14 protein-coding genes and 1 other RNA gene are annotated in these 13,912 nt (G+C 62.8%); 10 read left to right on the top strand and 5 right to left on the bottom strand.

Going from position 1 to position 13,912, the window contains the following annotated elements; all coding sequences use genetic code 11:
• Positions 1–10: 10 nt before the first annotated feature.
• The 4 genes from BLV20_RS05630 (at position 11) to BLV20_RS05615 (ending at position 1,470) form a co-directional block, all read left to right on the top strand.
• Complete coding sequence (locus tag BLV20_RS05630) at positions 11–220, top strand: TIGR02449 family protein (protein ID WP_044466189.1); 210 nt, start codon at positions 11–13, stop codon at positions 218–220.
• Positions 217–540, top strand: coding sequence for a cell division protein ZapA (locus BLV20_RS05625; protein WP_007926742.1), 324 nt, complete (start codon positions 217–219; stop codon positions 538–540). The genes BLV20_RS05630 and BLV20_RS05625 overlap by 4 nt, the downstream gene beginning before the upstream one ends.
• Positions 541–564: 24 nt before the next feature.
• Positions 565–743, top strand: a non-coding RNA gene (gene ssrS, locus BLV20_RS05620) — 6S RNA.
• A gap of 121 nt (positions 744–864) precedes the next feature.
• The gene (locus tag BLV20_RS05615; protein WP_092298106.1) at positions 865–1,470 is read left to right on the top strand and encodes a 5-formyltetrahydrofolate cyclo-ligase; all 606 of its coding nucleotides are present in this window, start codon (positions 865–867) and stop codon (positions 1,468–1,470) included.
• A 31-nt stretch (positions 1,471–1,501) separates the two neighbouring features.
• Here the strand turns inward: BLV20_RS05615 and BLV20_RS31330 are convergent, their stop codons facing one another.
• Entirely contained in the window at positions 1,502–1,648 is a 147-nt protein-coding gene (locus BLV20_RS31330; protein ID WP_092298103.1) for a hypothetical protein, read from the bottom strand.
• Between the two features lie 195 nt (positions 1,649–1,843).
• Between BLV20_RS31330 and BLV20_RS05605 the strand changes: the two genes are divergently transcribed.
• From BLV20_RS05605 to BLV20_RS05590, 4 genes are all read left to right on the top strand, one after another.
• On the top strand, positions 1,844–2,293 hold the full coding sequence (locus BLV20_RS05605) for an EVE domain-containing protein (protein ID WP_092298100.1): 450 nt from the start codon (positions 1,844–1,846) through the stop codon (positions 2,291–2,293).
• Positions 2,294–2,426: 133 nt separating this feature from the next.
• The gene (locus BLV20_RS05600; protein WP_092298097.1) at positions 2,427–3,392 is read left to right on the top strand and encodes an HlyD family secretion protein; all 966 of its coding nucleotides are present in this window, start codon (positions 2,427–2,429) and stop codon (positions 3,390–3,392) included.
• The gene (gene rbbA, locus BLV20_RS05595; protein WP_092298094.1) at positions 3,389–6,109 is read left to right on the top strand and encodes a ribosome-associated ATPase/putative transporter RbbA; all 2,721 of its coding nucleotides are present in this window, start codon (positions 3,389–3,391) and stop codon (positions 6,107–6,109) included. Before BLV20_RS05600 ends, rbbA begins: the two co-directional genes overlap by 4 nt.
• Positions 6,109–7,224: an ABC transporter permease gene (locus BLV20_RS05590; RefSeq protein ID WP_092298091.1), complete on the top strand. Its 1,116-nt coding sequence runs from the start codon at positions 6,109–6,111 to the stop codon at positions 7,222–7,224. The genes rbbA and BLV20_RS05590 overlap by 1 nt, the downstream gene beginning before the upstream one ends.
• Positions 7,225–7,356: 132 nt before the next feature.
• On the opposite strand, the gene BLV20_RS05585 is transcribed toward BLV20_RS05590, so the two are convergent.
• Entirely contained in the window at positions 7,357–7,764 is a 408-nt protein-coding gene (locus tag BLV20_RS05585) for a flagellar basal body-associated protein FliL (protein WP_009051412.1), read from the bottom strand.
• A 158-nt stretch (positions 7,765–7,922) separates the two neighbouring features.
• Between BLV20_RS05585 and BLV20_RS05580 the strand changes: the two genes are divergently transcribed.
• Both BLV20_RS05580 and glpT read left to right on the top strand, forming a co-directional pair.
• Positions 7,923–8,900, top strand: a complete 978-nt coding sequence (locus BLV20_RS05580; protein WP_092298088.1) for an NADPH:quinone oxidoreductase family protein — start codon at positions 7,923–7,925, stop codon at positions 8,898–8,900.
• Between the two features lie 264 nt (positions 8,901–9,164).
• The gene (gene glpT, locus BLV20_RS05575) at positions 9,165–10,514 is read left to right on the top strand and encodes a glycerol-3-phosphate transporter (RefSeq protein ID WP_092298085.1); all 1,350 of its coding nucleotides are present in this window, start codon (positions 9,165–9,167) and stop codon (positions 10,512–10,514) included.
• Here glpT and BLV20_RS05570 read toward each other — a convergent pair.
• The 3 genes from BLV20_RS05570 to ubiD all read right to left on the bottom strand — a co-directional run bounded on the left by BLV20_RS05570 (position 10,511) and on the right by ubiD (position 13,805).
• Positions 10,511–11,158, bottom strand: a complete 648-nt coding sequence (locus BLV20_RS05570; RefSeq protein ID WP_092298082.1) for a gamma-glutamylcyclotransferase — start codon at positions 11,156–11,158, stop codon at positions 10,511–10,513. The two genes, glpT and BLV20_RS05570, sit on opposite strands and share 4 nt — an antisense overlap.
• 212 nt (positions 11,159–11,370) lie before the next feature.
• The gene (locus BLV20_RS05565; protein WP_092298079.1) at positions 11,371–12,339 is read right to left on the bottom strand and encodes a CDP-6-deoxy-delta-3,4-glucoseen reductase; all 969 of its coding nucleotides are present in this window, start codon (positions 12,337–12,339) and stop codon (positions 11,371–11,373) included.
• The gene (ubiD, locus tag BLV20_RS05560) at positions 12,339–13,805 is read right to left on the bottom strand and encodes a 4-hydroxy-3-polyprenylbenzoate decarboxylase (RefSeq protein WP_092298077.1); all 1,467 of its coding nucleotides are present in this window, start codon (positions 13,803–13,805) and stop codon (positions 12,339–12,341) included. Before ubiD ends, BLV20_RS05565 begins: the two co-directional genes overlap by 1 nt.
• Positions 13,806–13,912: the final 107 nt, after the last annotated feature.

Raw genomic sequence — 13,912 nt, 5'->3', positions numbered from 1 at the left:
GTGGGATCCAATGGAAGACACCGACCTGCAAGCGCTGATGGCCAGACTCGAGCTGCTAATTGACCGGGTCGAGCAACTAAAGAGTCAAAACGCACTCTTATTAGCTCAGGAAAAGACTTGGCGCGAGGAACGCGCGCATCTCATTGAAAAAAACGAAATCGCCCGGCGTAAGGTCGAATCGATGATTTCGCGCCTCAAGGCCCTGGAGCAAGACTCATGAGTTCAAGCAATAGCGTTACCGTGCAGATCCTCGACAAAGAGTATTCGATCATCTGCCCCCAGGAAGAGCGCAGCAATCTGGTGAGCGCCGCCCGGTACCTGGATGGCAAGATGCGTGAGATCCGCAGCAGCGGCAAAGTCATTGGTGCCGACCGCATCGCGGTGATGGCCGCCCTCAATATCACTCACGATCTGCTGCACAAGCAGGACCGTCCCGACGTGCAAGCCAGCGGTTCGACCCGCGAACAGGTGCGTGACCTGCTCGAGCGCGTGGATCTGGTGCTTGCCACCGATACAGATACAACCAAGGCTGATTCCTGAGGGTGGTTGCGGTATAATCCCCGGCACTCCCTGGGGTGCTTGCCAGTTGGCGATGTCCCTGAGCCGATTCGCACTACCCTGGAAGTTGCACGTTGGGCCGGTGTGCATGTCCGCTAGACGGAAAGCCTTAACGCCTACTGCATCTTCCGCCTTGAACTTTCGGGTTCAAGGGCTAAGTCGACAGCGGTTCATCCGGGGAGCCTGAATTACAAACAAATGCCAGCTATGCAAATAGCTGGCATTTGTTTTTTCCGCTCTCGTTTTTTCGGCTTCCGGGTTATTTGGTACGCTGTCCTGCCGTACCCAATCCAGACCCGAGCGACCATGACCGAACCGGCGCCGCTTTCCCGCCCGCAACTTCGCCGCATGCTGCGCAAAGCCCGCCGCGCCCTTACCGCCAGCGAACAACGCCAGGCCTCTCGTGGGCTGTATCGGCAACTGGCGCAACACCCGCTGTTCCGTCGCGCCCGGCATATTTCCCTTTATCTGCCCATGGACGGTGAAATCGATCCGCGCCCGCTGCTGCTTGCCGCGCAACGCCGGGGCAAGGCGACCTACCTGCCGGTGCTCAGCGCCTGGCCACGAACCAAAATGGTATTCCAGCGCGTTCGCCCCGGCGAAAAGCTGCGCCCCAACCGCTTCCGCATTCCCGAGCCGCGAGTGAGCCTGGCCCGGCAGCGCAAGGTCTGGGCGCTGGACCTGGTGCTGTTACCGCTGGTCGGCTTCGATGAGGCGGGCGGGCGCCTGGGAATGGGTGGAGGTTTCTACGATCGCAGCCTGGCTTATCTGGCGCGGCGCAAAAGCTGGCGCAAGCCGACGCTGCTGGGGCTGGCCCATGAATGTCAGAAAGTCGCGAAACTGGATCAGGCGAGCTGGGATGTACCGCTGCAAGGAACGGTGACCGACAAGAAATGGTATTTCGCGGAGTAGGCGCCACTGGAAAGCGGCGCCCAGGAAGGATTCAACGCTTGAAGGACGGCTGCTGTTGCGCGAGTTCGACCGGAGCGTCAGTCTTGTTGGCCCACAGGCTCTGCGCATAACCAGTTGTCACTACGCCCAAACCGAACAAAATAACCAAAATCCATAGTAAATCCGGTTTGCGTTGCATCGATTGCCCCCCTCAGGCAAGTCCCACACGATGACAGCGACGGTTTCCATAACAGGCCGTGCAGCAGCGTCAAGCTTAAAATCCCGGCATTCTGCGATAACGTGAACCGACACGCAAATGCTGACGTCAACCGACTGTCGGTTTGTCATAAAATTGCCCGACAACTTGCCCGCGCACCTCTGGAGAGCAAAGAAAATGGCCTATTGGCTGATGAAATCCGAACCGGAAGAACTCTCGATCGAGGGCCTGGCGCTCAAGAACCAGGCGCGCTGGGACGGTGTGCGCAACTACCAGGCCCGCAACTTCCTGCGCAACATGGCGGTGGGTGACCAATTCTTCTTTTATCACTCCAGTTGCCCCGAGCCGGGTATTGCCGGAATCGGCCGGATCATCGAGGCGGCTTATCCTGATCCGACCGCCCTGGAACCGGAAAACCCGCATTTCGACCCCAAGGCCAGCGCCGAGAAAAATGCCTGGAGCGCCGTCGACGTCGCCCACGTCGAAACCTTCCCCAAGGTGCTGCGCCTGGACTACCTGAAACAGCAAGCCGCCCTCGCCGAACTGCCCCTGGTGCAGAAAGGCAGCCGACTATCGGTGATGCCGGTGACCGCCGAACAATGGGCCGCGGTGCTGGCACTGCGCTGAACAGGCCGCAAGCGATACCCAGGCAGGCATCCCGCGCACAACGTACTAGGCTTGCCCGTTCATTTGACGGACATCAAGTTGCCACATGGCTTGAGCCGCCAGACTAGATGGCTAAAGCCGCAGGGATGCCCCAATGCCAACGAATCGCCGCTCCTCCCGTCTTTTTGCCTTCGCCTTGCTGGCACTGCTGCTGATCGCGGGCGGTGTGGGTTATTGGAAATCCACGCTGGACCGCCTGCCCGAAGGCCTGAGCATGGGCAATGGCCGGCTTGAAGCCACCGAAGTGCAGATCGCCAGCAAGACGCCCGGGCGCTTGGCCGAAGTGCTGGTCGACGAAGGCGACAAAGTGACCAGGGACCAGTTGCTGGCCCGTATGGACACTCGCACGCTGGAAGCCCAGCGCGCCCAGGCCGAGGCCGACGTGGTGCGCACCCGGGAAAACCTCGCGGCGGCCGAAGCCAATGTGCAATTGCGCCAGAGTGAACTGCTGCTGGCCAACCAGGAACTCAAGCGTTCCCGGGAACTGTTCAACCGTGGTTACGCCAGCCAGCAGATCATCGACCAGCAGCAGGCACGCCTGAATACCGGCAACGCCGCCGTCCAGGCAGCCCAGGCCCAGGTGGCGGCGGTGCGTGCCGCCATCGGTTCGGCCAAGGCCCTGGTCGCTCAACTGACCAGCGAGATCGACGACAGCAGCCTGCGCGCGCCCATCGACGGCGTCATCCAGTTGCGCCTGGCCGAGCCCGGCGAAGTGCTGGGCGCCGGCGGCCGGGTGTTGCTGCTGCTCGACCCAAGCGACCAATACATGAACCTCTACCTGCCGGCCTCCGTGACTGGCCGCCTGGCCGTCGGCAGCGAGGCGCGGATCCTGCTCGACGCCCTGCCTGACCAGCCGCTGCCGGCGAAGATCAGCTTCGTCGCGGCCAAGTCCCAGTTCACGCCCAAGGAAGTGGAAACCCGCGATGAGCGGCAAAAACTGGTGTTCCGCGTCAAGCTGCGGCTGACCCAGCCCAGCGCCGTACCGCAGGCCAAGCCAGGCATGCCCGGTGCCGGCTACGTGCGCACGGCGGTCGTGGACTGGCCGGCCAACCTGCAATGAGCGAGCTGGCGCTGCACGCCACGGGCATCAGCCACCGCTATGGCTCGCAACACGCCTTGCTCGACCTCGCCTTCAGCCTGCCCAGCGGTACCCGCTGCGGGCTGATCGGCCCGGACGGCGCCGGCAAATCGAGCCTGCTGGGACTGATTGCCGGGGTAAAAAAGCTTCAGCAGGGGCAATTGCAAGTGCTCGGCGGCTCCATCGAGCAACGTCGCCATCGCAACAGCCTGTACGCGCGAATTGCCTTCATGCCCCAGGGCCTGGGCGGCAACCTGTACCCCGAACTGTCGATCCAGGAAAACATCCGCTTCTTCGCCACCCTGTTCGGCCTGTCGAAAACCGAATGCGAACAGCGCATGCACAACCTGCTGCTGGCCACCGACCTGCTGCGCTTCGCCGAAAGGCCGGCGGGCAAACTGTCGGGCGGCATGAAGCAGAAACTCGGGCTGTGCTGCGCGCTGATCCATGAACCGGATTTGCTGATCCTCGACGAGCCCACCACCGGCGTCGACCCGCTGTCCCGCCGGCGCTTCTGGGAATTGGTGGATGAGGTTCGCCGGCAGCGCCCGCAACTGACGCTGCTGGTGGCCACCGCCTACATGGAGGAAGCCGAGCAGTTCGAACACTGCCTGATGCTCGACCGCGGCCGGCTGATTGCCCAGGGCTTGAGCCGGGACCTGGCGATCGCCACGCCCAGCGGCAAGCTCGACGATGCCTTCACTCACTTTCAAGGCGACAACGGGCGCGACAACCAGCCGCTGCTGATCCCGCCAAGAACCGCCGACAACCAGCAAATCGCCATCGAAGCCCATGAACTGACCCTGCGCTTTGGCGATTTCACCGCCGTGAACAAGGTCAGCTTCGCCATTGGCCGGGGCGAGATTTTCGGCTTTCTGGGCTCCAACGGCTGCGGCAAGACCACCACCATGAAGGTCCTGACCGGGCTGATGCCGGCCACCGAAGGCAGCGCCAGGCTGCTGGGCAACCCGGTGGACGCCAAGGACCTGGCTACCCGCAAGCGCGTGGGCTTCATGTCCCAAAGCTTCTCGCTGTATGGCGAACTCAGCGTGCGCCAGAACCTGCTGCTGCACGCCCGGCTGTTCGACCTGCCCAAGGCCGAGAGTGGTCCGCGGATCGAAGAGCTGATCCGTCGCTTCGCGCTCCAGGACATTGCCGAACAACCCTCCGGCGCCCTGCCGCTGGGCTTGCGCCAGCGCCTGTCCCTGGCGGTAGCGGTGCTGCACCGCCCGGAAGTGCTGATCCTCGACGAGCCGACCTCGGGCGTGGACCCGGCGGCCCGCGACGACTTCTGGCGCCTGCTGATCGAGCTGTCGCGGGAACAGGGAGTGACGATCTTTCTGTCCACCCACTTCATGAACGAAGCCCAGCGCTGCGACCGCATCTCGCTGATGCACGCCGGCAAGGTGCTGGCCTGCGACACGCCGGCCGCCCTGCAGCAACAGTTCGCCGGGCAAACCCTGGAGGCCGCCTTTGTCCGCTGCCTGGAAGATGCCCAGGGCGAGCCGCAACCCGCTCCCCCCGCCACCGCACAGCCTGAAGTTGCCAGCGCCATCCACAGCGACAGCCGGCGTTTCAGCCTGTCGCGCCTGGTCGCCGTGGCCACCCGCGAAGGCAAGGAGCTGCTGCGCGACCGGGTGCGCCTGGGCTTCGCCTTGCTCGGGGCGCTGTTCATGATGGTGATCTTTGGCTACGGCATTTCCCTGGACGTCGAGAACCTCGCCTTCGCCGTCTACGACCAGGACCAGACCCCGCAAAGCCGCGCATACCTGGAAGCTTTCCGCAGCTCCCGCTATTTCAAGGAGCAGCAGCCGATCCGCGACGCTGCCGAACTGCACCGGCGCCTGCAACGCTCGGAGATCAAGCTGGCCCTGGAGATTCCCCCCGGTTTCGGCCGTGACCTCTACGCCGGGCGCCAGCCCGCGGTAGCCGCCTGGCTCGACGGCGGCATGCCGTTTCGCGCGGAGACCAGCCGCAACTATGTCGAGGCAGTGCATCAGGCCAATATCGAGTTGCTGGCCGAACACAGCAGCCCGGCCCTGGGCCGGCCACCGGCGGCCCGCCTGGAAACGCGCTTTCGCTACAACCAGGACGTGGTCAGCGTGAACGCCATCGGCCCCGGGGTGATGGCGCTGATCCTCGCGTTCATCCCGGCGATGCTTACGGCGCTGGGCATCGTGCGCGAAAAGGAGCTGGGTTCGATCACCAACTTCTACGCCACGCCGCTCAAGCGCCTGGAGTTTCTCCTCGGCAAACAGGCGCCTTACCTGGGCCTGAGCCTGATCAACCTGGCGCTGCTGGTGGCCATGAACCGCTGGCTGTTCGGCGTGCCGTTCAAGGGCAGCGGGCTGACCCTGGCCTTCGGCGGCCTGCTGTACGTGCTGGCCACCACCAGCCTGGGCCTGCTGATTTCCGCCTTCACCCGTACCCAGATCGCGGCGATCCTCGGCACCATGATCATCACCAGCCTGCCGACCATCCAGTTCTCCGGCCTGATCGTGCCGCGCTCGTCGCTGGACGGTTCGGCGGCGCTGATGGGCCAGCTGTTCCCTGCCGGTTATTTCCTCGACATTGCCGTCGGCACCTTCACCAAGGCCCTGGACCTGCGCCAGCTGTGGCCGCAGTGCCTGGCCTTGTTCGGTTTCTTCCTCGGGTTCACCGGGCTGAGCCTGGCGATGCTGAAAAAGCAGGAGGCCTGATGCACCGTTTCAGCCACATCCTGCGCCTGGGCCTCAAGGAGCTCACCAGCCTGCGACACGACAGCGTGTTGCTGCTGTTTCTGCTGTACGCCTTCACCGTGGCCATCTACATGCCGGCGGCCGGTTCGGTGATCGGCGTGCACAACGCCAGCGTGGCGCTGGTCGACGAAGACCACAGCCAGCTCTCGCGCCAGCTGGCCGAAGCGCTGCAACCGCCGGAATTCCAGAACCCGGTGCCGTTGCCCTACGACCAACTGGACGAGGTCATGGACAGCGGCCAGTTCACCTTCGTCATCAATGTGCCGGCCAACTTCCAGAGCGACCTGCTGGCCGGGCGCCAACCCAGCGTGCAGGTGAATGTCGACGCCACGGCCATGAGCCAGGCATTCATGGGCGCCGGTTATATCGGGCGGATTTTCCAGCGCGAACTGCTCAACTACAGCCAGGCCGACACGGCGAACCGGATGCCGGCCCTGCTGACCAGTCGCGCGCTGTTCAACACCAATCTGCAGGGCGGCTGGTTCCTGGCGGTGATTCAGATCGTCAACAACATCACCATCCTGGCCATCATCCTGACCGGCACGGCGCTGCTGCGCGAGCGCGAGCACGGCACCCTCGACCATCTGCTAGTGCTGCCGCTGACCGCCCTGGAAATCATGCTGGCGAAGATCTGGAGCAACATGCTGGTGGTGGTGCTCTGCACTTGGGTGTCGCTGGAGGTGATCGTCAAAGGTGTGCTGGGCGTGCCGCTGGCCGGCTCGCTGGCGCTGTTCCTCGCGGTGACGGCGCTGTACCTGTTCGCCAGCACCGCGCTGGGGATCTTCCTCGCCACGCTGGCACGCTCGACCCCGCAATTCGGCTTGCTGGCGATTCCGGTGATCATCCCGATGTTGCTGCTGTCGGGCGGCAGCACACCGCTGGACAGCATGCCCCAATGGCTGCAATGGGTGATGCAGGGCTCGCCGTCGACCCACTTCGTCAGCCTCAGCGCCGCCATCCTGTTTCGCGACGCCGGCGTCGAAGTGGTCTGGCCAGACTTGCTGGCCCTGACGGCGATCGGCTTGCTGTTCTTTGGAATTGCCTTGGCGAGGTTTCGCAGGAGCTTGGCGTCGTGAGGTGGTCTCGGGGCGCGAAACACATGTGCATTCCGTAGGAGCGAAGCTTGCTCGCGATCAGCCGTCAGGCTGAATTGGGCGGGGCTCGCACTATCGCTTTCGCGGGCAAGCCTCGCTCCTACGGATCCAGCATTACTGGATGATCAGGTTGTTGAACAGCAGGTCTTCCACCACTGGCTTGCCGGTCTCGTCGTTCATCACTTGCTGGGTCTGCTTGAGGGCTTCCTGGCGCAGCTTTTCCTTGGCTTCGACGTTGTTCATGGTTTCCGTGGTCTGCTGGGCGAACAGCGCCACCAGCTGGTTGCGGATCAACGGCTCGTTGGCCCGCACGGCCTGGGCGGCGGCATCGCCGGTCACTCGCAGGGCTACGTCAGCCTTGTACACCTTGAGTTTCGGGCCGCCATCCAGGCCGTAGTTGCCCACGAACGGCGGGTTCAGGCTGATGTAACTGACTTTCGGTGCTTCGCCCTCTTTGGCTTCCTCGGCCATGGCTGCCATCGGCAGAGACAGGGCCAGCATCAACATGATCCACGCTTTCACAATTCGCTCCTTATCCGGTAGGCGGTCTAGCATAAAGGCCCCTGCGCCCGTGCCCAAGCACAAAGCTTATGGCTGGCTATCAGGCCGGGGCATGCTCGTTGACCGCGTTCTTCACCCACCTACACTTATCGGCCATCACTCCAAAAGGAATAGCCCTGATGAAAGCCGTGCTGTGCAAAGCCTTCGGGCCCGCCGAAACGCTGGTGCTGGAAGACGTCGCAAGTCCTGTACCGAAGAAGAACGAAATCCTGCTGCAGGTACACGCGGCCGGGGTGAACTTCCCGGACACGCTGATCATCGAGGGCAAATACCAGTTCAAGCCGCCCTTTCCGTTCTCGCCCGGTGGCGAGGCCGCGGGAGTGGTGGGCGCGGTCGGCGAGAAGGTCAGCCACCTCAAGGTCGGCGACCGGGTGATGGCGCTGACCGGCTGGGGCAGCTTTGCCGAGGAAGTGGCGGTGCCGGGCTATAACGTGCTGCCGATTCCGCCGTCGATGGACTTCAAGACGGCTGCCGCCTTCAGCATGACCTACGGCACCTCGATGCATGCCCTCAAGCAGCGCGGCAACCTGCAACCGGGTGAAACCCTGCTGGTGCTCGGCGCTTCCGGTGGCGTCGGCCTGGCGGCGGTGGAAATCGGCAAGGCCATGGGCGCCCGGGTCATCGCCGCCGCCAGCAGCGCCGAGAAACTCGCCGTGGCCAAGGCCGCCGGCGCCGACGAATTGATCAATTACAGCGAAACCAGCCTGAAGGACGAGATCAAGCGCCTGACCGACGGCCAGGGCGCCGATGTGATTTACGACCCGGTCGGCGGCGATCTGTTCGACCAGGCCATCCGCGCCATCGCCTGGAACGGCCGGCTGCTGGTGGTGGGTTTTGCCAGCGGGCGCATTCCCGAGCTGCCGGTCAACCTGGCGCTGCTCAAGGGCGCCGCGGTAATCGGTGTGTTCTGGGGTTCGTTTGCCCAGCGCCAGCCCCAGGACAATGCGGCGAACTTCCAGCAGCTGTTCGGCTGGTTCGCCGAAGGCAAGTTGAAGCCGCTGGTCTCGCAGGTCTACCCCTTGGCGCAGGCCGCCAATGCCATCAACGACCTTGGCCAGCGCAAGGCGGTGGGCAAGGTCGTGGTCCAGGTTCGCTGAACCGCCCCCTCCCCTAGGAGCAGGCTTGCTCGCGATGGCGATCCAACAGCGCAGTGAAGCGACTGTCGCACCGCTAATCGCCAGCAAGCTCGTTCCTGCATAAACATCAGGTACGCCCCTGGCTTATCTTCAAGCGACATGTTCGTAAAAGAACATGCAAATGCTCTTGTGTTGCGTGCTCCCAGACAAGATGCAGTGCTATTTTCGGTAACGAAACTGTAACATTCGCATCCGCAGTCAAAACAAGAAATTTGGAGCTCTTGAATGTTTGCTTTCTTTCGACCTGCCACACATCAGGCGCCCCTGCCTGACGAAAAAATAGACAGTACCTACCGCCGCCTGCGCTGGCAGATCTTCGCCGGGATCTTCATCGGCTACGCCGGTTACTACCTGCTGCGCAAGAACTTCTCCCTGGCCATGCCATACCTGATCGAAGAGGGTTACACCCGCGGTCAGCTGGGCCTGGCCATGTCGGCGATCGCCATCGCCTACGGCTTGTCCAAGTTCCTCATGGGCCTGGTGTCCGACCGCTCCAACCCGCGTTACTTCCTGCCCTTCGGCCTGCTGGTGTCGGCCGGGGTGATGTTCATTTTCGGTTTCGCACCCTGGGCCACGTCCAGCGTGACCATGATGTTCATCCTGCTATTCATCAACGGCTGGGCCCAGGGCATGGGCTGGCCGCCTAGCGGGCGAACCATGGTGCACTGGTGGTCGCAGAAGGAACGCGGCGGCGTGGTTTCGGTATGGAACGTTGCGCACAACGTCGGCGGCGGCCTGATCGGCCCGCTGTTCCTGCTCGGCATGGGCTGGTTCAACGACTGGCACGCGGCGTTCTACGTACCGGCCGCCGTGGCGCTGATGGTGGCGCTGTTTGCCTTCGTCACCATGCGCGACACCCCGCAATCGGTCGGCCTGCCGCCCATCGAGAAGTACAAGAACGACTACCCGGAAGGCTACGACGCCAGCCACGAAGAAGAATTCAGCGCCAAGGAAATCTTCGTCAAATACGTGCTGCGCAACAAAATGCTCTGGTACATCGCCATGGCCAACGTCTTCGTCTACCTGCTGCGCTACGGCGTACTGGACTGGGCGCCGACCTACCTCAAGGAAGCCAAGGGCTTCACGGTGGATAAAACCTCGTGGGCGTACTTCTTCTACGAGTGGGCGGGCATTCCGGGCACGCTGCTGTGCGGCTGGATGTCGGACAAGATCTTCCGCGGCAACCGTGGCCTGACCGGCATGGTGTTCATGGCGCTGGTGACCGTGGCAACCCTGGTTTACTGGCTGAACCCGGCCGGCAACCCGACCGTCGACATGATCGCGCTGTTCTCCATCGGCTTCCTGATCTACGGCCCGGTGATGCTGATCGGCCTGCAGGCGCTGGAACTGGCACCGAAGAAAGCCGCCGGCACCGCCGCGGGCTTTACCGGTCTGTTCGGTTACCTGGGTGGTTCGGTCGCGGCCAGCGCGGCGATGGGCTACACCGTGGACCATTTCGGCTGGGATGGCGGTTTCGTGCTGCTGGTAGGCGCCTGCCTGCTGTCGATGGCGTTCCTGGCCCCGACCCTGTGGCACAAGCAGATCGCCAGCCAGAGCCGCGAAGCCATTGCCTAGTGGGTCGCTGACTTACAGCGCTTGAGCCGCGCCTCCAGATTACGGTCTGGCATGGCGTGGCTACGTAGGGCGTTGACGGTCTGCTCGACATAATCGCGAGTGGTGCCGTAGCGCCCGCAGGCGCTTTCAAACACCTGGCTCAGCACATGGTCCGGCAGGTTGCCGGCGTAGCTGGGCAGGTGTCGCTCCAGAACGAACCCCAAGGCCTGAACCCGGCTACCGTCTTCAAGACGGCAGTTGAGCCAGTGTGGGCGATAGGACGGGTATGGCATCTCGCGCTGCCACAGTGCAAACAGCGAGGTTTCCAGCTGCTCTTGCGGCAAGCGGTAGGCAAAGCCGCTGCAGGAGCCGCCACGATCGAGGCCAAACACCAGCCCCGGCTTTTCCGGCGTGCCACGGTGTTCGTGGGACCACAGGTACAGGCCACGATGGTAGCCATGTACCCGCCCGCGCACGCGTTCGACCGCCGAACATTCAGGGCGCCAGATCAGCGAACCGTAGGCAAACAACCAGACCGGCCCGCCCTTGTGGCGCGCCATGGTGGACTGCATCGAGCTGAGGAGCTGTTCGTGGGTGAGCTGCGGCCCCAGGTCGAGTCGCGGAGGGTAAGCCAGATTCAAAAAACTGGATTCAATGGCTGTCATGGCGAATAGCGTTCGGCTCCCCGCATATAAAGAATTACTTAATAGAACGCACGGCTGTAACTGCAAGACACACATGTTTCAAGGCAAGTTAAGTGCCATCGAAGAGTTTCAACTTTCAATAATGCGCGACATATAACCTACCGGTATTTATCTAATTGAATAAATACCGATGGGCTATATGGGAAGTTATAACGAAGAAGCGTCCCGAGAACTCAGGAGCGGGGGGCGTAGGCAAATACATCGGCACGCATCTGGTGTGCATCCATGCCCGCTTCGACCAGCGCGTCCAGGGTCGCGTAGATCATCGCCGGCGAGCCGCTGGCGTAGACATGCACCGCCGACAGGTCGGCGATGTCTTCGCTCACCGCCTCGTGCAGCATGCCGCAGCGCCCTTCCCAGCCGCAGAGGTCGCTGACCACCTTGTGCAGGAACAGGTTGGGCAGCTTCTTCCATTCGTCCCAATGCTCGATCTGGTAGAAGTCGTCCGGCCGGCGCACGCCCCAATACAGGTGTACCGGGTATTTGAAGCCCTTGGCCCGGCAATGCTCGATCAGACTGTGCATCTGCGCCATGCCGGTACCGGCGGCGATCAGCACCAGCGGCCCGTCCGGCAGCTCGGCCAGGTGGGTATCGCCAAACGGCAGTTCGACGCGCACGTTGCCATTGCGCTGCAACTGTTCGATCAGGCTTTGCGCACTGCTTTCGCGCACCAGCACATGCAACTCCAGCTCACGCCCGCAATGTGGCGCCGAGGCCAGGGAAAACGCCGACTTCTCGCCATTCTCCCGTTCGAGCATCAAGTACTGCCCAGCGTGGTAACGCGGAGGCTTGCCAGCCGGTGCCCGCAGGCGGACCCGCCAGACGTCGCCACCGACTTCCAGACACTCGGTGACCTGGCACGACAGACTGCGCACCGGCAGCTCTCCCAGCGCAAGGACGCCATCCCACAGCACGATGCAGTCTTCCAGCGGCTCTGCGATGCAGGTGTAGAACTCGCCGTGATCGCGCACATCGCCGGCCTGCATGACCCGGCCCTCCACCAGCAGGGCGCAGCACACATGACAGTTGCCATTGCGGCAGCTTTGCGGGCATTCATAGCCCAGGCGCCGCGCCGCATCGAGAATCCGCTCGCCGGGCAGCGTCTCAAGCACCGCTCCGGAGGGCTGCAAGGTTACACGCATCAATCTATTCCTAACTGATTCCAGATGGCATCGATCCGGCGGGTCACCGCCTCATCCTTGACGATCACCCGGCCCCACTCGCGGGTGGTTTCACCGGGCCATTTATGCGTGGCATCGAGCCCCATCTTCGAACCCAGGCCGGAGACCGGCGAGGCGAAGTCGAGGTAGTCGATCGGCGTGTTATCGATCATCACCGTATCGCGCTTGGGGTCCATGCGCGTAGTGATAGCCCAGATCACGTCGTTCCAGTCGCGCGCGTTGATATCGTCGTCAGTGACGATAACGAACTTGGTGTACATGAACTGTCGCAAAAACGACCAGACACCGAGCATTACCCGCTTGGCATGGCCGGGGTACTGCTTCTTCATGGTCACCACCGCCATGCGGTACGAGCAGCCTTCGGGCGGCAGGTAGAAGTCGGTGATTTCCGGGAACTGCTTTTGCAGGATAGGCACGAATACTTCGTTCAGCGCCACGCCGAGAATCGCCGGCTCATCCGGCGGACGACCGGTATAGGTGCTGTGGTAGATCGGCTTGGTCCGGTGGGTAATGCGCTCGACGGTGAACACCGGGAAGCTGTCGACTTCGTTGTAGTAACCGGTGTGGTCGCCGTACGGGCCTTCATCGGCCATCTCACCTGGGTGGATCACCCCCTCCAGGATGATTTCCGCGGTGGCCGGCACTTGCAGGTCGTTGCCACGACATTTCACCAGCTCGGTACGGTTGCCCCGCAGCAGGCCGGCGAAGGCGTATTCGGAGAGGCTGTCCGGCACCGGCGTCACCGCGCCGAGGATGGTCGCCGGGTCGGCCCCCAGGGCCACGGACACAGGGAACGGCTGGCCCGGGTGCTTTTCGCACCACTCGCGGTAATCCAGCGCGCCGCCACGGTGGCTCAACCAGCGCATGATTACCTTGTTGCGGCCGATTACCTGCTGGCGGTAGATGCCGAGGTTCTGCCGGTCCTTGTTCGGACCCTTGGTGACGGTCAGGCCCCAGGTGATCAACGGGCCGACATCGCCCGGCCAGCAAGTCTGTACCGGCAGCATCGCCAGGTCGACGTCATCGCCTTCGATCACTACTTCCTGGCAGACCGCGTCCTTGACGACTTTGGGCGCCATGGAAATGATCTTGCGAAAGATCGGCAGCTTGGACCAGGCGTCCTTCAGCCCCTTGGGCGGCTCGGGTTCCTTGAGGAACGCCAGCAGCTTGCCGATTTCCCGCAGCTCGCTGACTGCTTCGGCGCCCATGCCCAGCGCCACGCGCTCCGGAGTGCCGAACAGGTTGCCCAGCACCGGAATGTCATAGCCGGTAGGGTTTTCAAACAGCAGGGCCGGACCTTTGGCGCGCAAGGTGCGGTCGCAGACCTCGGTCATTTCCAGCACTGGGGACACCGGAACCTGGATGCGCTTGAGTTCGCCGCGCTGTTCCAGACCGCTGATAAAGTCGCGCAAGTCGCGATACTGCATGCGTGAGCCTCGTTTTGGCCGTGGCGTTCGGGGCTGGCAGTTTAGCGCCGAACCCGACTGTTCAGAACACTGAACTGGCCGTTCATCAATAATCAGATAGCAAAAAG

This window comes from Pseudomonas sp. NFIX28 (genome assembly GCF_900107395.1).
Taxonomy (GTDB): Bacteria; Pseudomonadota; Gammaproteobacteria; order Pseudomonadales; family Pseudomonadaceae; genus Aquipseudomonas.
This window is presented reverse-complemented; position numbering and strand designations above follow the sequence as displayed.

Coding starts and splice junctions, on each gene's coding strand:
- BLV20_RS05630 (WP_044466189.1), top strand. CDS start 11: ATGGAAGACACCGACCTGCAAGCGCTGATGGCCAGACTCGAGCTGCTA.
- BLV20_RS05625 (WP_007926742.1), top strand. CDS start 217: ATGAGTTCAAGCAATAGCGTTACCGTGCAGATCCTCGACAAAGAGTAT.
- BLV20_RS05615 (WP_092298106.1), top strand. CDS start 865: ATGACCGAACCGGCGCCGCTTTCCCGCCCGCAACTTCGCCGCATGCTG.
- BLV20_RS31330 (WP_092298103.1), bottom strand. CDS start 1,648: ATGCAACGCAAACCGGATTTACTATGGATTTTGGTTATTTTGTTCGGT.
- BLV20_RS05605 (WP_092298100.1), top strand. CDS start 1,844: ATGGCCTATTGGCTGATGAAATCCGAACCGGAAGAACTCTCGATCGAG.
- BLV20_RS05600 (WP_092298097.1), top strand. CDS start 2,427: ATGCCAACGAATCGCCGCTCCTCCCGTCTTTTTGCCTTCGCCTTGCTG.
- rbbA (WP_092298094.1), top strand. CDS start 3,389: ATGAGCGAGCTGGCGCTGCACGCCACGGGCATCAGCCACCGCTATGGC.
- BLV20_RS05590 (WP_092298091.1), top strand. CDS start 6,109: ATGCACCGTTTCAGCCACATCCTGCGCCTGGGCCTCAAGGAGCTCACC.
- BLV20_RS05580 (WP_092298088.1), top strand. CDS start 7,923: ATGAAAGCCGTGCTGTGCAAAGCCTTCGGGCCCGCCGAAACGCTGGTG.
- glpT (WP_092298085.1), top strand. CDS start 9,165: ATGTTTGCTTTCTTTCGACCTGCCACACATCAGGCGCCCCTGCCTGAC.
- BLV20_RS05570 (WP_092298082.1), bottom strand. CDS start 11,158: ATGACAGCCATTGAATCCAGTTTTTTGAATCTGGCTTACCCTCCGCGA.
- BLV20_RS05565 (WP_092298079.1), bottom strand. CDS start 12,339: ATGCGTGTAACCTTGCAGCCCTCCGGAGCGGTGCTTGAGACGCTGCCC.
- ubiD (WP_092298077.1), bottom strand. CDS start 13,805: ATGCAGTATCGCGACTTGCGCGACTTTATCAGCGGTCTGGAACAGCGC.